At 72.0% G+C, this 16,267-nt stretch carries 16 protein-coding genes; 11 read left to right on the top strand and 5 right to left on the bottom strand.

From position 1 onward, the window contains the following. Window positions 1-143 precede the first annotated feature (143 nt). From QOZ89_RS15405 to QOZ89_RS15390, 4 genes are all read left to right on the top strand, one after another. Window positions 144-344, top strand: a complete 201-nt coding sequence (locus tag QOZ89_RS15405; protein ID WP_312624097.1) for a hypothetical protein — start codon at window positions 144-146, stop codon at window positions 342-344. A 122-nt stretch (window positions 345-466) separates the two neighbouring features. Beyond that, window positions 467-811, top strand: coding sequence for a hypothetical protein (locus QOZ89_RS15400; protein WP_312624096.1), 345 nt, complete (start codon window positions 467-469; stop codon window positions 809-811). A gap of 94 nt (window positions 812-905) precedes the next feature. Next, window positions 906-2,723: an FtsK/SpoIIIE domain-containing protein gene (locus QOZ89_RS15395; protein WP_312624095.1), complete on the top strand. Its 1,818-nt coding sequence runs from the start codon at window positions 906-908 to the stop codon at window positions 2,721-2,723. A 100-nt stretch (window positions 2,724-2,823) separates the two neighbouring features. Beyond that, window positions 2,824-4,230, top strand: coding sequence for a replication initiator (locus tag QOZ89_RS15390; protein ID WP_312624094.1), 1,407 nt, complete (start codon window positions 2,824-2,826; stop codon window positions 4,228-4,230). Between the two features lie 487 nt (window positions 4,231-4,717). On the opposite strand, the gene QOZ89_RS15385 is transcribed toward QOZ89_RS15390, so the two are convergent. After that, on the bottom strand, window positions 4,718-6,199 hold the full coding sequence (locus QOZ89_RS15385) for a recombinase family protein (RefSeq protein ID WP_312624093.1): 1,482 nt from the start codon (window positions 6,197-6,199) through the stop codon (window positions 4,718-4,720). Between QOZ89_RS15385 and QOZ89_RS15380 the strand changes: the two genes are divergently transcribed. Continuing rightward, window positions 6,145-7,152: a LysR family transcriptional regulator gene (locus QOZ89_RS15380; RefSeq protein WP_312624092.1), complete on the top strand. Its 1,008-nt coding sequence runs from the start codon at window positions 6,145-6,147 to the stop codon at window positions 7,150-7,152. The genes QOZ89_RS15385 and QOZ89_RS15380 overlap by 55 nt on opposite strands. Window positions 7,153-7,404: 252 nt before the next feature. Further along, window positions 7,405-8,544, top strand: coding sequence for a Fic family protein (locus tag QOZ89_RS15375; RefSeq protein WP_312624091.1), 1,140 nt, complete (start codon window positions 7,405-7,407; stop codon window positions 8,542-8,544). A 35-nt stretch (window positions 8,545-8,579) separates the two neighbouring features. On the opposite strand, the gene QOZ89_RS15370 is transcribed toward QOZ89_RS15375, so the two are convergent. Continuing rightward, on the bottom strand, window positions 8,580-8,771 hold the full coding sequence (locus QOZ89_RS15370; protein ID WP_312624090.1) for a winged helix-turn-helix transcriptional regulator: 192 nt from the start codon (window positions 8,769-8,771) through the stop codon (window positions 8,580-8,582). A 33-nt stretch (window positions 8,772-8,804) separates the two neighbouring features. Here QOZ89_RS15370 and QOZ89_RS15365 point away from each other — a divergent pair, with 33 nt between their 5' ends. Continuing rightward, window positions 8,805-9,125, top strand: a complete 321-nt coding sequence (locus QOZ89_RS15365) for an MBL fold metallo-hydrolase (protein ID WP_312624134.1) — start codon at window positions 8,805-8,807, stop codon at window positions 9,123-9,125. Window positions 9,126-9,127: 2 nt separating this feature from the next. On the opposite strand, the gene QOZ89_RS15360 is transcribed toward QOZ89_RS15365, so the two are convergent. Then, window positions 9,128-10,072: an LLM class flavin-dependent oxidoreductase gene (locus QOZ89_RS15360; RefSeq protein ID WP_312624089.1), complete on the bottom strand. Its 945-nt coding sequence runs from the start codon at window positions 10,070-10,072 to the stop codon at window positions 9,128-9,130. Here QOZ89_RS15360 and QOZ89_RS15355 point away from each other — a divergent pair. From QOZ89_RS15355 to QOZ89_RS15345, 3 genes are all read left to right on the top strand, one after another. Then, window positions 10,065-10,370, top strand: coding sequence for a hypothetical protein (locus QOZ89_RS15355; RefSeq protein ID WP_312624088.1), 306 nt, complete (start codon window positions 10,065-10,067; stop codon window positions 10,368-10,370). The genes QOZ89_RS15360 and QOZ89_RS15355 overlap by 8 nt on opposite strands. A 55-nt stretch (window positions 10,371-10,425) precedes the next feature. After that, the gene (locus tag QOZ89_RS15350) at window positions 10,426-10,671 is read left to right on the top strand and encodes a hypothetical protein (protein WP_312624087.1); all 246 of its coding nucleotides are present in this window, start codon (window positions 10,426-10,428) and stop codon (window positions 10,669-10,671) included. Between the two features lie 808 nt (window positions 10,672-11,479). Then, entirely contained in the window at window positions 11,480-12,955 is a 1,476-nt protein-coding gene (locus tag QOZ89_RS15345; RefSeq protein ID WP_312624086.1) for an acyltransferase family protein, read from the top strand. Between the two features lie 179 nt (window positions 12,956-13,134). Here the strand turns inward: QOZ89_RS15345 and QOZ89_RS15340 are convergent, their stop codons facing one another. Then, window positions 13,135-14,037: an SCO6745 family protein gene (locus tag QOZ89_RS15340; protein ID WP_071052687.1), complete on the bottom strand. Its 903-nt coding sequence runs from the start codon at window positions 14,035-14,037 to the stop codon at window positions 13,135-13,137. A gap of 179 nt (window positions 14,038-14,216) precedes the next feature. Here QOZ89_RS15340 and QOZ89_RS15335 point away from each other — a divergent pair, with 179 nt between their 5' ends. Continuing rightward, window positions 14,217-14,939, top strand: coding sequence for a Clp protease N-terminal domain-containing protein (locus QOZ89_RS15335; protein ID WP_071052674.1), 723 nt, complete (start codon window positions 14,217-14,219; stop codon window positions 14,937-14,939). Between the two features lie 88 nt (window positions 14,940-15,027). Here QOZ89_RS15335 and QOZ89_RS15330 read toward each other — a convergent pair whose 3' ends face one another. After that, window positions 15,028-15,987: an expansin EXLX1 family cellulose-binding protein gene (locus tag QOZ89_RS15330; RefSeq protein WP_071052675.1), complete on the bottom strand. Its 960-nt coding sequence runs from the start codon at window positions 15,985-15,987 to the stop codon at window positions 15,028-15,030. Window positions 15,988-16,267: the final 280 nt, after the last annotated feature.

The raw sequence follows: 16,267 nt of genomic DNA, 5'->3' as shown, positions 1-16,267 counted from the left end.
TTTGGCCGCTCGTTCTGTGGGTCTGCGGTCTGTACCTGACCCTGGCCGGACTGTCCGGTGACGCGCCCCTTCTGGCGGCACCGCTGGGCGCGGGCATGGTCTGGACGGCCGTGGTCTGGAGGCGGGGCTAGATGGACCCGCACATGCCGGCCCGGCCCTGGTCGCCGGAAGACGAGCGGGCACGTGCCACGTCGGAACGCCTGGTAGCGGTCACGATCCTGGCGATGATTGGCGGTTTCGTCGTGGCGGTCGTGGTCGGGGTCGCGCTCGGCTGGCTGGCCGGCTCCGGCTCGCCGTCGGGGCCGGTGGCTCCGGTTCCGGTGGTCGTGGTGCGCCCTCTGTAGCGCATTCACGACCCGTTTCTTTCCTCTCTCTCCTCTTTCCCTGGGCGTGGTTTTTGCCTGCCCGGAAACTGTCCGCCCGGCCGTGCGGCCGTGCGTTTCACCAACGAAATGGAGTGGTTGTCATGCGTGAACTTCCGATCGACCCCGGGGCGATTGTCGCGGCCGTGGTCATGGGTGAGCCAGAGGCGTCGGTCTACCAGGGCGAGCACCGGGCCAACCGCGACGGCGTCCCGCTGTGGGAGGTCCAGGTCACGGTGGCGGTCGCCGGGTCGGGGGCCTCGACGCTGCGCGTCAAGGTCGCGGCCACCTCGGCGCCTCGGCTGACGCTCGGGCAGCCGGTGACCTTCGTCGGGCTCAAGGCGCTGGCGTGGGAGATGGGTAGCCGGCACGGGCTGGCGTTCTCCGCGCAGGAGATCCGGCCGATCACCGGCGCCCCGCCGCCGGCGGCGGGCAAGCGCGAGAGCTGACACAGACACGGCGGGCGGCGGCTCGGACTCTGACGGGTTCGGCTGCCGCCCGCCGTCTCCCTCGGACCCAATTTCGCTGATCGGAAGGTGTGCTGTGGCACGGGTGATGTGGGTCCGGGCGGGCCGGGTTTCGCGGGGTTTCCGGCTGACGGTCCGCCCGTCGGTGCCGTGGATGCTGGCCCGCTACGTGGGCCGCTGGGTCTGGGACTGGCGGCGCGAAGCGGTCGCGCTGGTCGTGCTGTGGTGGCTGGCGGGCGTGTTCGGCCCGGGGGCTGGCCGGGTCGGGCTGCTGGTCCTGGTGGCCGTCGTGTTCGCGCTGCCGTGGTCGCGCCGGGCGCTGCTGGGCTGGCTGGCCGGCGGCCGGTGGCGGCGGCGGTGGGCTGCGGCCTGCCGAGCCTGCGGACTGTCGATCTCCTGGGAGCGCACTCCCCGCGTCCGGCGGGTGCGCCGCTCGGCGGCGGGTGCGGTCCTGGCGGTGCAGGTCCGCCCGGGACAGTCGATTGCCGATCTGGAACGGGCGGTCCCTGGGCTCGCGGCGGCCCTCGGCGCCCGGGGTCTGACGGTGGCGGCGGATGCCCGTCACGCCGGACGGGCCACGGTCACGGTCCGACTACGGGAATCGCTGCGCCGCACGGTCGACCCGGAACCCCTTCCCGTCGACGACACGGCCGCTGACGATGACGGGCTCGACGACTACGGGCTCGACGCCGACGCCTGGTCGCTGCTGCCGGCTGCGATGCCCGCCCCGGTGCGTCCGGCTCGTCGGACGTCTCGGCTGGCTGGTGGGGTGGATCTGTCGGCGGTGCCGGTGGGTCGTCGCGAGGATGGCGGGCGCTGGCTGCTCCCGCTGGCCGGCTCGCATGTCCTGGTGGCCGGCGCTACCGGGGCCGGTAAGGGCTCGGTCCTGTGGGCGATCGTGCGCGCCCTGGCCCCGGCGGTCCGGGCCGGTCTCGTCGAGATCTGGGCCGTCGACCCCAAAGGCGGGATGGAACTGGCCGGCGGTGCGCCGCTGTTCGCCCGGTTCGCCTGGGACCCGGTAGCGATCGCGGATCTCCTCGACGAAGCGGCCGAACGGATGACCCGGCGTGCCGGCCGGCTGCGCGGGGTCGCCCGGGTGCATCGGCCTACCCCGGGTGACCCGCTGGTCGTGGTCCTGGTGGACGAAATCGCGTTTCTGACCGCCTACGGGCCGGTGGCGGTACGCCGTCGGGTGGCCGAATCGTTGCCGCTGCTGCTCACCCAAGGACGGGCGCCCGGCTTCGTCGTCGTCGGCGGCGTGCAGGACCCGCGTAAGGACGTGCTGACGTGGCGGGACCTGTTCCCGGTCCGGGTCTGCCTGCGGATGTCCGAGGACGGCCAGGTTGATCTTGTCCTTGGCCGGGGCGCGCACGCGGCCGGCGCCCACGCCGAACTGATCCCGATGGACCGTGCGGGTACGGGCTACGTCCGTACCGATGAGGCGCCGATTCCGGTGCTGGTCCGGGCGGCGTGGCAGGACGACGACGACATCCACACCGTGGCCACCCGCTACGGCCACCCCGCCGTCACCCCCGACCCCGTGGAACCGCCGGAACAGCAGGCGCGGCCCGTGGTCGCTCCCCGCCCGGCTCCGTCTGCTCCTCGGCGGCCGGTGGTGGGCTGGGTGCCGGACGTGAGCGCGGTCCCGCCCCCGGCGGCGCTGCGGCGGGCGGAACGGCCGGTTGATCCGGTGGACCCGCCGACGGTGCCGCTGCGCGGCTGGTCACCGCCGCCCCCGCCGGAGCTGTTGCCGGGGCGGGTGTGGCCGCCGGTGCCGCCTCCGCCGGTACCACCCCGGATCTCTGAGTCGGATCAGCAGGCGTGGGAGTCGTGGGCGGCTGACTGGCGACGCCGTCAGGGCCTCGACGACGACGGCCAACCCCTCACCGACTAACCGGCCCCCGGCTCCCTCTTCCTCCTCTTCTCTGCTGCGCCGCGCGCCCTCGGTGGTCGCGCGGGTCGCGGCTGCCTCGACGCGCCCAAAGGGGTGACCTGTGGCTACGGATACCGGCCCGGACAAGCCGGCGGACGGCTGCGTACGCCCGATCCGCCTTTCCGGACGGTCAGACCATGTGGACCTGGCGACCGGTGAGATCCGGCGGGCCTCCGCCCCGCCCACGGTGCACGTGCGGTGTAACAACCGGCGGGCGTCGGCCTGCCCGGACTGCTCCAAGCTCTACCAGCGCGACGCGCGGCGCATCGTCGTGCGCGGCCTGGACACCGGACCCGACGGCGCGGCTGCGGTCACGGGCGGGCCTGCCTGGTTCGTCACGCTGACCGCCCCGTCCTTCGGCCCGGTCCATTCCCGCCGGGCGGGCAAAGGCGCGGACAGCCAGGTGTGTCGGCAGCGTCGCGGGACCTGCGAACACGGCCGTGCGCTGTCCTGCCACCTACGCCACAGCGGCGACGACCGGCGGCTCGGGGAACCGCTGTGCGCGCGCTGCTTCGGCTACAGCCGCGCGGTGGTCTGGAACGCGATGGTGCCCGCGCTGTGGAAGGCCACCCGCGACAGGTTGGAATCCGCGGTGGCCTCGGCCGTCGGGCTGACCGTCACCGGACTGCGCCGTCAGGTGCGGGTGTCGTTCGTCAAGGTCGCGGAGATGCAACGCCGGGGCCTGGTGCACCTGCACGTCGTGGTCCGGGTCGACGGCCGCGACCCCTCCGGCGAACCGACCACCCCGCCCGACTGGGCACACGGGGACCTGATCGCGGACTGCCTACGCGCGGTCGTCGCCTCGGTCTCGGTGGCGGCGCCCGACCCGGCGGCGGTCGCACTGTTCGACAGCTCGGGCGCGCTGCCGGTCGCCGCGTCGGTCGACGGGTGGGCGGTGCGCTGGGGCGGACAGGTCGACATCCGCCGCATCCGCCTCGGCTCCGACACCGACGCCGTCAAGGTCGGCAACTACCTGGCCAAATACCTGACCAAATCCGTCACCGACTCGGGGGCACTGAACGGGCCGGTCCGGTCACTGCGCCACCTCGCCCGCCTCGGCCTGCGCGAACACACAAAGCGGCTCGTGGAAACGTGCTGGCGCCTCGGCACCGACCGGGCCTTCGCGGAAGCGCTGGATGCGGCAGCAGGACGGCCAGCAGGCCGAGTATCCGGGCTCATCCGCTGGTCACACTCGTTCGGCTTCGGCGGCCACTGGCTCACCAAATCGCGGAAATACTCCACCACCTTCCGCCAGCTACGCGGGGTGCGGCGGCGCTGGTCACGGCTGCTCGCGGCGGCACTGGGCGGCCGTGCCCTCGGCCTGGACGGCGACGGATCGCCGGTCGTCCTCGATGAGTTCGGCCGCCCCGACGGCGATCCGCAAACGGAGGTCATCGGGCAGTGGCGCTATGCCGGACGTGGTCGCGACCCATCCGCCGGTGGCGGTGACGCGGGGACGGACCCGTGAGGCAGCGACCTGCCGGACGGCTCGCGGGAGAAATCGCCCTGCCGTTCGACCTGGACGACGCCTCAGGCGCTACGGACGGCACGGGGCACTTGGCCGCCGACGCGGTGAGCACCGAAGGTTCGATTCCGGTTCCTGCCCCGGTTCCTGCCCCGGTTCCTGCCCCGGTTCCTGCCCCGGTTCCTGCCCCGGTTCCTGCCCCGGTTCCTGCCCCGGTTCCTGCCCCGGTTCCTGCCCCGGTTCCTGCCCCGGTTCCTGCCCCGGTTGTGGCTGCGGATGGTGTGTCCACGCCGGTGGGGGTGGGTGGGTGGGACCGCCAGCCGCCGAATGACGGCCCACTGCGGGGCGGGTCGTCCGGCGGGGGTGTGCTGTCGGCGGATGCTCGTGCCTGGGGCCGTGTGCAGGCTGCGAAGGCTCCGGCGTGGTCGGCGCAGAAGCGGGCCCGGGTGGCGGGTCTGCTCGGTATGGTCCTGGCCGACGGGGACGGCGGCTAGTCGCGCCAGACCAGCTCCAACAGATCCGGGTTGAACGGCCGTCTGCCCTTGCCTGCCGGGTGCACGACCACCGCGCGTAGGTGCTCGGCGATGATCGCGCGCTGGTGTGCCAACGTGTAGGTCTCCCACTCGGCCTCGATGTCCGCCGGGCGAGAACGGGCCTTGGCGGCTGCGACCTGGTAGGCGTTGCGATCGGCGACCAGTTCGCGTTCCTGTTCCCGTAGGTCGGGCAGGACGCTGAAATAGTCCTGCGGGTCGATCTGACGCGGGCGGGCCGTCCATGCGGCGTTCGTCGCGGCGATCGTGGCCTTAACCTCGTCGAGCTCGGCCTGTCGGCCCCACGGGGCGATATCGGCGACAGCCTGCGCGGTCTCTAGTTCGATCTTCGCGAAGACGGCGGCCAACACGTGTCGTTCGGTCAGCGGCCCGTTGCGTGCGACCTTGCCGCACCCACCATTGAGGACCCCCGCGCACTGGTAGGTGGGTGACGTGCGGGTTCCGGACGGCGGGGAGCAGCGCATCCCGCCCCCACACAGGCCGCATCGCAGAATGGCCGTGAGCAGGTAGCGGCGAGCGTTTGACCCTCGGGCGGCGGTCGTGTGGTCCCCGATGACGGCGGTGAGCGTTTCCCACTCGGACACGCTGATGATCGGTTCCCACTGGCCGGTGACCGGTTCGGTGACGACCTGGCCATCCCTGCGGACCCGACGGGTCACGACTTCCATCCGCTCGGATACCTGGCCGTGTTCGTTTGGTGTCTGCACGCCCCGGCCGCGCAGGCCACACAGGCGCGGATTCCGAAGGATCTTCATCAGCGTGGCCTTACGCCAGCGGACTCCGGTGGCGCTCAGAAAACCGGCTTCGTCCCACTCGCGGATGATCGCGGCGGGCGGTACGCCCTGGATGATCCGGCGGACGGCGACGCGCAGCGCCTCGGCTTCGACCGGTTCCAACGTCCGTTTGTCGGCCTTCCAGCCGAACGGACGGCGTGACCCCACCGGTACGCCACGTTCGGCCTGCTGGCGGTGCGCTCGCTTGACGCGCCGTGACGTGTCCTGACTCGCCTTGTTCGCGGAGACGGCCTGCGCGCGGGCGTTCGCTCGGCCGTGGTCGGTCGTCAGGTCCACACCGGGGCCGACGATCGGACGGCCGTAAAGCTCCACTACCTCGATGGCGTCTTCCAGGTCGCGGAGGTCGCGCGTAAGCCTGTCCAGGTCGTAGACCACCGCGCCGTCGATGACTCCGGCGCGAAGATCGGCGAGCATGTTCGCGTAGTCAGGCCGGATCACGCGAAGGATCACCCGGCCGTCAGGCTGCACGATCCGCTTCTTACGCCACGCGCTCTTCTTGTCCTCGTAGGTCTTCACGACTTCGCCACCGAACTCTGCGGCGTAGTCCTGGCCGTCCTCGTCCTGACGCTCTAGTGCGTCGTCTCCACCGACAAGCAGCGAATACCGGCGGTACAGGCCGAGTCGCATCCCGTCCAACCTCGTCATATTTAAAGACTACTTCGCGTGCCTTCTGCGTCGCCGAGGAGCAGAGCTTCACCCGGGCGGCGAGCCAGCGGCTGTTCATCTCCCAGCCGGCCCTGAGCAAGCAGATCCGCCACCTGGAGCGGTCGTTGCGGATTGTGCTGTTTGATCGGGACCGGCGGACGGTCCGGCTGACCCCGGCCGGAGAGGCCCTGCTGCCGCTTGCCCGGCGGCTCACCGAGGACTGGGAGGCGGCGCTGCTCGCGGTGTCGGCGGCGTCGGCCCAGGCCGGAACGACGGTGCGGGTGGGATTTCAGACGCGGATCGGTCGCGGGCTCATCCCAGCCGTCACCTCGCGGATGCGACAGCGGCTTCCCGGCTGGAAGCTGGTCTTCCGTCAGGTCTCCTGGGCCGACCCCACCGTTGGCCTGGCAGGCGGCGAGGTGGACGTCGCGATCGCCTGGCTACCGGTGCCCGACACGGGCGCGCTTTCCTGGCGGGTCGTGGCCCGCGAGGACGTCTGGGTCGCGCTCGCGCCTCGTCACCGGCTGGCGGGCCGGCCCGCGGTGCCCTTCGCCGAGCTCGCCGACGAGCCCTTCATCGCGTTGCCGAGGACGGCTGGCGCCCAGCGGGACTTCTGGCTCGGGGCGTCGGCCCGGCAGTCCCCAGCCGTCATCGCGGGGGAGGCCGAGACCGCCGAGGAGTCGTTCGAAGCGGTCGCCTCCGGAGCAGGGATCACCCTGCTTTCCGCGGGCAACGCCAAGATCTACCACCGCGATGACGTCATCTGCCGGCCGGTCAGCGGACTGCCGCCCAGCGAACTGGCCGTCGTCTGGCGCACGGTCGACGACCGACCGTTCGTCGACGTCTTCGCCGACATCTGCCGTGCGTGCTCCAGCCCCGCGGCGGTTGCCGGTGAGGCGGACGAGCCTGGTGCCGAACCGTGCCACCAGGAGTGAACCAGCACACCTACCGTCGGCCGATGCTCAGGTGCCCGCCCGCGGTGTCGTGGTTCGACGAGACCAAGAGGCTGGCCGCGAGTGATAGCAACTACCTCTTTGCCTCTTTGCCTCTTTGTCTCCTCGTCGGCGCGGACTGGGCGGTTGCGGTGGCCCGGCCGTCGCCGTCGTGCGGCGCGGTAGCTCGGTGACCAGAGTCAGATGCGGCGGACGATGCTACGAGGCGCGTAGCATCGTCGTATGTTGTTTCGCGTGCCAGAGATCGACGCGGCCGATGAGCGGGTCCTCACAGAGCTCGAGCGGTTCCGCGTCGATCTGCGCCATCAGGTAGGCGAGCCGAGGCGCTGGCTGGGGCAGCTGCGGCGGAGCCTGATAGCGGGGGCGATCCGGGGCTCGAACACGATCGAGGGCTACACCGTCGAGGTTGCCGACGCGGAGGCCGTCGTGGCCGGCGAGGAGATGCCGAACCCGCACGACCGGCAGACCCGGGAAGCCGTCACGGGTTACGCGGACGCCCTGACCTATGTGCTCCAGACGGCAAGGTTCGAGGTGTTCAGCTATCACCCCATGCTGCTGTCGGCGCTACATTTCATGATGCTTCGTGGCGAGCTCGACCGGTCGCCCGGCCGGTACCGACTCGGCCCGGTCTGGGTCGCCGGCGCGCCGGACAACCCGCCCGTCTACACCGGGCCGGACGCGGCGCAGGTTCCGGAGCTGATGGACGAGTTCTGCGCCTGGCTTCAGGAAGGCGACCCTGACGCCCCGGCTGTTGTCCGAGCGGCGATGGCGCATCTGAACCTGGTCAGCATTCATCCGTGGCGCGACGGCAACGGCCGGATGGCACGCTGCCTGCAGACGCTGGTGCTCACGCGAGAGCTGATCCTGGCTCCCGAGTTCGCCAGCATCGAGGAATGGCTCGGCTCGTCGCCGCACAACACGGCGATGTACTACGTGGCGTTGACCGAAACACAGGGTGGAAGCTACCTGCCGGGGCGGGACGCCCACGGCTGGGTCCGGTTCTGCCTGCGCGCACATCATCTGCGGGCACAACTCGTCCAGCGGCGGCTCGACCTGGCGGCCGAGGTCTGGCGAATCCTGGCCGACCAGGTCGCCGCGGCCAGGTTGGGAGAGCGGTCGGTCGCCGCCCTCTACGCCGCGACCCGCCCAGAAGGCGCTCGCCGGGCGACATACGCCCGTGACGAGGGACTGACTCGTGACCAGGCGATACGAGACCTACAGGGCCTCAAAGCCGCCGGACTGATCGAGGAGATCGGACACGGCCGTACCCAGCGTTACGTCGCCGCGGGCTCCGCGGCCGAGGCCGAACGGACGATCCGCACCGCCCACACCTCGCAGCCGCTGCGCGACCCCTACGTCTCAAACGCACGCTGAGGGTCGCCTGAACCGGGTCGTTTCGGGCCGAGGAGCTATCTCTGAGCGGCCGTGCGCGCGTCACTCTCGTGGCGGTCGACGGCCCACCGGCCGAGCAGGAGGAGTTGTTCGCGCAGGGAGAGCCCGCGCTCGGTCAGGGAGTACTCGACCCGGACGGGCCTGTCTCCGAGCGTCGCGCGAAGGATGTATCTCTCGGCCTCCAGGACGCGCAGGGTCCTGGTCAGCACGCGGCGGCTGATCCCCTAGCCGGCCAGGCCGAGATCTGGGACAACAGCCACACCATCGACGAGAACCTGCGCATCGACCTCGCGCCCGGTCACACCCCCGGCACCGGGATCGTCAGCGTGGAGTCGGCCGGCGAGCGGGCGATCCTCGCCGGGGATCTCGTGCACAGCCCCGCCCAGTTCTGGGAGCCGCGGGTGTCCAGCTGCTTCTGCCACGACCCGCGGCAGGCGGCGCGGACCCGTCAGCGGGTTCTCGGCCAGGCCGCCGACGGGAACGCCCTGGTCATCCCCGCCCATTTCGGCGGCGAGCGGGCCATGCGCATCAGCCGCGACGGCGACAGGTTCGCGCCGCGCTGAGCTCAGGACCGCGCAATGGCGGGGATCAGGGCGCCGATCCGCTCGAGCTGGTCGAGCTGGGAGCGCAGGTCCAGGGCACCCAGGCGGGCGACGATGTGGCGCGCGCCAGCGGCGACGTACCGGGCCAGGCCCGCCAGAACCTGGTCGGCGGAGCCGGTGACCACCGCCTGGATCTTTTCCAACTCCGCCAGCGGCATCCCGTAGGTGGCCCGCGCGTAGTCGTCCAGGGTCCGGCGGCCGCTCTCGACGTCCTCGTCGATCCGTACCGAGACGAACAGCGCGGGTGTGATGTCCTCGGCGGCACGGCCGGCGTCGGCCGCCGCCGCGCGAACATCCCGCAGCCCGGACGCGTAGTCGGCCGGGTCCGGCGGATAGGGCAGCCACCCGTCGTACATCTGGCCGGCGCGGGCCAGCGCGGCCGGGGTCGCGCCGCCGAGCCAGATCGGCGGGCCGCCTGCCTGGAACGGCCTGGTCGCGGGCGGGAGGTCGTCGAACCTGAGGATTTCGCCGTGGAAGGAGCTGGCGCCGTTCCACAGCGCCCGCCACAACGCGACCGTCTCGTCCAGCCGGGCGAAGCGCCGTCCCCACGGCACCTCGGACAGGGTGTAGAACAGTCGCCCGAAACGGCCGGGGAAGCCCGCCCCCACGGCCACCGTGAGCCGCCCGCTGGACAGCAGGTCGATCGACGCCAGGGACTGTGCGGCCTGGATCGGCCTGCGAAGGAACGGCAGCAACGCGCCTGTTCCCAGGGTCACGGTCTCGGTCGCCGGGGCGAGCGCGGCCAGCATCGTCAGCGCCTCGATGCGCGGGCTGATCAGGGAGTCGTTGACGAAGAGCGAGGAGAATCCCAGGCGTTCGGCCTGGCGGCCGAAGGCGACGAGTTCTCGAGGGTCGCCGTCCGCGCCCCACTGGGCGGCCCCGGTCGGAAGCAGCACACCGATGTCCATGCGGCTGATGCTCACGACCGGCGCGGACAGCGACAATTCCTGCCAGGGAATGGTCGGGCACCGCCGCCGGCGTGGGCCACTGTTTTTCGCGCTGGTGGCCGCCGCGGGGTCAATCGGGGGGTTCACCACCCGAACCAGACCTGTCGGACCCATCAGGCATGGTGGCGGTATGCCCACCTCCGCCCACGAGACGCCGCTCGAGCTGCTCCGGCTCGACCAGTCCCTGCCCGACTGGGTGCAGAACGAACTGCTTGGCGACGGTGACGTTGGAACCGAGCGCGAAGATCTTTTACCATAACGTGACCGTGGGCAGTCTGCCCGAACCGGCCCGGGCCCGATGGGAGGCGTTTGTCATGACCACGGCTGTCGGCAAGCGGTACAACGACGAGATGCTCAACGAGGCCGACGCTCGCGGCGAGGCTCGCGGCGAGGCTCGCGGCGAGGCGAGGTCCGTGCTGCTGGTTCTGGAGAGCCGCGCCGTGCCGGTGCCCGACGCGATCCGCGAGCGGATCCTGGCCTGCGCCGACACGGACCAGCTGGACCTGTGGCTCCGTCGTGCGGTCACGGCGACCACCGTTGAGGACGTCATCCGGGGCTAACCGGGAGATATGGCTCGGATATCCGAGGTGCGGATATCCGAGCCGAGGTAAGGCGACCACGGGCGATGCCCGACCCGTGGACACCGCGCCGACCAGCCGACGCTGCCATGAGCGGGGTTGCCTGGTGCTGGCGACGGTCGCGCGGCCGGCGGCGTGCGGGACCGGGCGATGTTGAACATCGCCATGCTCGCCTCCTGGACGAGGCCGAGGCTCTCGACGCGAGCGCGGTCACGCGAATGAACGCGCCGTGAGTTCCAGTGCCGGGCGGTGACCTCGCGACGGCGTATCCACGGGTACCGAGATCGTTTGCCCGTGGCGCTCCCGGTCGGTGGCTCCGTGGGCGAGACCGCCGACGGTTGCGCATCTCCTTCGCCGCCCAATGTCACAGCCCGCCTGGGATTGGGGCGTCGGCGTCGGCGTGGGCGTCGCGCGTCGTTACGACCAGGCTCCCTGTCTCCGCCGGCAGCAGCCGCCCCAGGCCAGCTCTGGCGATTCGTTCGCCCGCTGGTAGGCCGAGTCCGGAAGAGCCCCGCCAGCGCCGCCTACCTGGTGCCCGACTGATCGCCGCGTCATCGGCTGCCCGCGTCGTCGGTTGATCGAGGGCGAGGGATCGGTGTGATCCATGGCGGCTCGGCCCACATCGGTGGGCGGGCATCGACGAGTCCTTTGAGTAGCGTCTCGGTTGCCCACGGTCAGTGCCGCCGTCGCGGACGCCAGGCCCGCCTGACAGGCGACCCCAAGGCTAGCGGGATAGAAGGGTACAAACGGCCAGTAAGTGGGCAGTCCGACAGTTCTGAGGGGAGTGCGGATGGCGGAGCACGGACACGACTCGGAACGCGGGCAGCGCCGCGTGAACGCGGTGGCGCGCAGCCGCCCGGCGGCCGAGGACACCCGGGCGGGGACCCTGCTGGCCGGCCCGGCGCCGCCGCGGCTGCCCGGCCAGTCGAGGCTGCCCCACCAGTCGCGCCCGGGCCTCCAGCCAGCCGGTCCGACCAGCCCAGCCGGCCCCCGTGGGCAGGCCGTTCGGACAGCCGGAGCCCGCGAGCGGGGCGGCGTCAGGACTGGCGGTTACAACCCCGCGCTGGACGGCATCCGGGCGCTCGCGGTGCTCTGCGTGCTCGTGTTCCACATGGACTCGCTGCCCGGCGGCTACCTGGGCGTCGACGTGTTCTTCGTGCTCAGCGGATTCCTGATCACCGGACAGCTGCTGACCGAACGGGACCGGACCGGCGGGGTGTCCCTCGCGCGGTTCTACGTCCGGCGCGCCTACCGGCTGATGCCCGCGTTCTGGCTCCTGGCCCTCGTGGGCGTCACGGTGGTCGTGCTCCTGGGCATCGGCACGGCGGGCGAGCGGTCCGAGTTTCTCCACAGCCTGGCCGCTTCGATGCTGTATGTGAACGACTACTCCCAGGTGGTGAGCCAGAGCACGGGGGCCGGCTGGCTTGGGCACACCTGGTCGCTGTCGCTGGAGGAGCAGTTCTATCTGCTCTGGCCGCTGGCGCTGCTCGCCCTGTGCCGCCGGCCGCGGCTCGCCCGCCGGCTGCCCATGGTCCTGCTGGGCGGGGTGGCCGCCGTCATGGTGTGGCGCGACGTTCTGATCGCGTTCGGAGCGTCCGGTACACGGACGTACTTCGCGCTGGACACCCGCGCGGACGCGCTGCTGGTCGGCTGCGCGCTGGCCGCCTGGCTGCGAGCGGCCCGGCGCGGCGTGGACGGGGAGGGCGGCGCGGTCGCGGTGCTCGCGTGGCAGCGTCGCCTTGACCGCGTCAGGACCGTCCTGCCCGTGGTCGGCCCGGCCGCGCTCGTGCTGCTGGCCGTGGCGACGGTGACCGCGCCGAACGGCTGGGGCCCACGGCCGACTTCGCTGTCCTACGGCGGCTACACCGTCGTCGCGCTGCTTGCCGGCGCCGTCATCCTCGCGGTGGAGCAGGGGACGACGGCGAGCTGGCTGTTCCGCGCCCTCGCCGCGCGGCCGCTGGCCTGGCTCGGCCGGATTTCCTACGGTTTCTATCTCTGGCACTTTCCGGTGGTCGCCCACTGGGGCGACGACCTGACCGGCGCACTCGGCCGGTGGCCGGCGATCCTGGTCGTCGGCGCCATCTCGGTGGCACTCGCGGCCGCGTCGTACTACCTGCTCGAACGGCCCGTTCAGCGCCGCCGCCCCGCGGGACGGCGGCGGCCACCCAGCGTGAGTCCGCATCGCCGCCCGGCCGCGCCGGCGGCTGTCGCGGGCACCCGCGACAGCGATCGGTCGCCGGAGGCAAGGGTCCGCGAGGCCTGCTGAGACCGGAGCCTCGCGGCGCGGGCCTGGTCCCGCCGCGCCGCGCTCGTCGGTCTCAGCGGAGCGTCGCGCCGATTCCGGGGCTTCCGCCGTTCGTGCCGGTGCCGGGACGCGCGACATCAGTTCCCGGACGACGTCAGCCGATGACGGTGATGTGGCGTGTCGGCCGACACCTGTGCGTGTCAGTGGACATTGGCGGCACGCGGGTCGGGGACGCCGACGGGGTTGGGCCACATCAGCAGTGTGGCCGCGGCCTGGGCGACCGGGGCCAGCAGCGCGGCGGCGCGGTCGACGGCGGCAGGGCCGAGCGCGTCCCAGGCCGGGCTCGCGAGGCGATCCGTCGTCGCCTCCAGATCGCGGGCGGCGGCCAGCGCGGCCTCGGTCGGCGCGCCGGCGGCCGGGGTCCCTCTCGGATCGGCGATCTGAGAGGTCGTCAGCCAGCCGCGAGCCCGCAGCCGGTCGGCCGCGGCGTCCCACTCGTCGTCGGTCCAGCCGCGGATCTGCTGGTAGAAGGCGCGGTCGGTGCCGCCCATGCTGACGCGCCAGACGAGGCTCTCGGGGCCGTCGAGACCGGCGGTGACCAGGGCGGCGACGTGCCCGTCGCCGCGGTGCTCCCGCAGGATGGTGGCGGCGTGCCAGATGGCGCCGAGTGGGTCGTCGGGCCAGGGCAGCGCGGCGTTCGCGGCGCCGAGCACCCGGCCGGCGACGGGCGTCCGGTCGACCGTGGACCGCAGCAGCGCGGCCAGCTCCGCGAGGTCGTCCGCGCCGGTCCCGGCGACCAGCGGGCTGAGCGCAGCGCGGGCGCCGTCGAGCCGGACGGCCAGCGCCTTCTCCGGGGAGATCCGGGTCCAGACGTCCGGCAGCGCCCTGGCGACCATGGCGGGCGCGAACCCGAAGAAGGCGCCGACGACCGGCCCCGCCTCGACCGGCCCCAGCGGTGCCGTCCGGCCGGCGAAGTACCCGCGCCAGTAGCCCCGCAGCCCGGCGTCCTCCCACGCCGCCAGGCTGGCTGGCGCGAAGTAGGTGACGGCGTGCACCGGCTCGAACAGCCGCCACATCCGTTGAGCCACGTTTGTCTCGACCATGACCACACACAATTCCGCTCATCGACCGAGGTCAAGCCCAGCTGGGCTCTCCCAGGAGGTTCCGCTGAGAACCGGGTGTCACCCAGCTGTTCCTGCGCCTCATTGACCACGCCAGCGCCGTCTGGCGTGACGATCTAACCTGGAACGGGGGGAATACGGATACGTCTAGGGGACCGCCGATGTTCGAGAGATTCACCGACAGTGCCCGGCGTGCCGTCGTCCTCGCGCAGGAGGAGTCAAAGGCGCTCGGCCACGACAGGATCGGCACGGAGCACCTGCTGCTCGGCCTGGTGCACGAGGAGGCCGGGCCCGGGGGCGTCGCCCTGGCCTCGTTCGGCCTGACACTGGCCGACGCCCGGGCCGCGGTCGAGGCGGTCGTCGGAGTGACCGAGCCCGCGTCGATGACGCACATCCCGTTCACCCCCCGCGCGAAGCACGTCCTGGAGACCTCGCTGCGTGAGTCCCTGCTGCTCAGCCACACCTACGTCGACTCCGGGCACCTCCTGCTCGGGCTGCTGGCCGAGCGCTCGGGTGTCGCCGCCGAGGTCCTCTACCGCGTCGGCATCGACCTCGAGGAGGCCCGCCGCCGCGCTCTCGACGCCATCGTCGCCGCGCCGGCGGAAGTGGCGCCGGCCCCGGCAACCATCACGCCACAGTCCGTCTTGGCCGAGGCCAACATGAAGGCGCGGAGGATCGCCGCACAGCTCAACCAGGCGAGGGCGGCGAAGGACGCCGCCCTCGACGCCGGCGACTTCGCCGGCGCGACCGCGATGCGCGAACGGGAGAAGGCCCTGCTCGCGGAACGCGCCCGACTGGTCGTCAGTTTCGGGCCCGACGGTCAGCCGACCGTGGGCCCCAGGCCTGACAGCCGGGTCCCACCGCCGTCCGATCCGCCTCAGTAGCTTGCATGAGCCCCGCGCGAGAGTCGTGCCCGAGCTCTGCGCGCGGTGAGGACCTGTCGTCCCGGTGACGGCCGCGCGGTGACCGTGCTCAGTGCTGGGCGAACTGACTGTTGGTCGTCTGCACGGCCGAGGGCGCCAGGTTCACCGTATGGACGAGCTGCTCGCCGTACAGATCGGTGATCCTTACGGTGAACGGCCCCGGGCCGAGTCCCTGGGGCGCGACGAAGTAGTTCCACATCTCGCGTCCGAGGGCGACCCACGACCCGTTCACACGCACCTCGAGCGAGACGACCGGGTTGCGGTGGTCGCGGACCTGGATGGCCAGCCAGTATGCCGACGATCCGTCCTTGATCTGGTACTGCACGGGGCCGAGGCTGGCCGGGCTGACCAGCCGCCAGGTGACGTTGACCTGCCCCGGGACGCCGCCCGCGATCCGCTCGAACGCCTGCGGGCTCAGGTCGACATGACCGGCGCCGCATTCCGGGCACCGGTCGGTGACCTTCACAACGGTGCTCCCGCCCGGCCCCTTGACCTCGATGTAGGCGCCGCAGGCGCGGGCGTTCTCGTAGTCCAGCTCGTTCATCGCGACCACCGGCATGGCGGGATCGTTCAGCCGGTCGAACATGCAGTTGCCGCCGCCGTCCGCGTCGTAGTGCGTCGCCGGGCCGGAGTAGACGACGCCGGGCCTGATGCGCCCCGCCCCCACCGGTACGGGTGCCGGGCGCGAGGCCGGGCTGGTGGCGGGCGGCGCCGCGGGACGCGTGGACGTGGCGGGCCTTGTCTGCGAGGTCGGCGTCGTCGCCGACGGGCTGGCCGACGGCGATGGTGCCGCCGTGAACGTCGCGTCACCGGTAGACGGCTGGGCGGTGGTGGCCGTCGGTACCGGTGCCGCGGTGGCGGCGCTGGTCCGGGCCGGCGGCGCTGGCTGGGCCGGCCCGCCTGCGAAAGGGAGCTGGCAGCCCGCGATGGCCGCGGCGATGGCCGTCGCCGTCGCGGCGCCCAGCAGTGCGCGCCGCAACGGCGCGGTGGCGGCAGAAAAAGGGGACACCAGAAATGCCTTCCTGGCCAGAACGCCGCAAACAGCCGGCGCTAAGGATCCCCTCCTGAAATTGGAGATTAACCGGAGCTGGAACGGCCGTCGAGCGTCAGCGGCCGGAATGGCGAACACATGCCGGCGAGTAGGGAAAACATGTTCCGGCGGAGTGCCGCTGGTGTGGCTTGTCTCCCGCGCTCGACGTGCCCGAGGCCCGCGCCGAGAACCGGAGTAACGAGATCGGGGCTCGTGTTGGCCGTACGAGGGAGAACCTTGCACCAGAGGCGGCGAAGGC

The sequence above is a fragment of the Pseudofrankia coriaricola genome (assembly GCF_032027725.1).
Lineage (GTDB): Bacteria > Actinomycetota > Actinomycetes > Frankiales > Frankiaceae > Pseudofrankia.
Note: the sequence above shows the minus strand (reverse complement) of the source record. Positions and strands in the feature narration are given on the sequence as shown.

What these genes read in the sequence shown, in the direction of transcription:
- QOZ89_RS15360 (WP_312624089.1), bottom strand. Translation starts at nt 10,072, where the DNA reads ATGGACATCGGTGTGCTGCTTCCGACCGGGGCCGCCCAGTGGGGCGCG.
- QOZ89_RS15350 (WP_312624087.1), top strand. Translation starts at nt 10,426, where the DNA reads ATGACCACGGCTGTCGGCAAGCGGTACAACGACGAGATGCTCAACGAG.
- QOZ89_RS15335 (WP_071052674.1), top strand. Translation starts at nt 14,217, where the DNA reads ATGTTCGAGAGATTCACCGACAGTGCCCGGCGTGCCGTCGTCCTCGCG.
- QOZ89_RS15345 (WP_312624086.1), top strand. Translation starts at nt 11,480, where the DNA reads ATGGCGGAGCACGGACACGACTCGGAACGCGGGCAGCGCCGCGTGAAC.
- QOZ89_RS15340 (WP_071052687.1), bottom strand. Translation starts at nt 14,037, where the DNA reads ATGGTCGAGACAAACGTGGCTCAACGGATGTGGCGGCTGTTCGAGCCG.
- QOZ89_RS15355 (WP_312624088.1), top strand. Translation starts at nt 10,065, where the DNA reads ATGTCCATGCGGCTGATGCTCACGACCGGCGCGGACAGCGACAATTCC.
- QOZ89_RS15400 (WP_312624096.1), top strand. Translation starts at nt 467, where the DNA reads ATGCGTGAACTTCCGATCGACCCCGGGGCGATTGTCGCGGCCGTGGTC.
- QOZ89_RS15405 (WP_312624097.1), top strand. Translation starts at nt 144, where the DNA reads ATGCCGGCCCGGCCCTGGTCGCCGGAAGACGAGCGGGCACGTGCCACG.
- QOZ89_RS15385 (WP_312624093.1), bottom strand. Translation starts at nt 6,199, where the DNA reads ATGCGACTCGGCCTGTACCGCCGGTATTCGCTGCTTGTCGGTGGAGAC.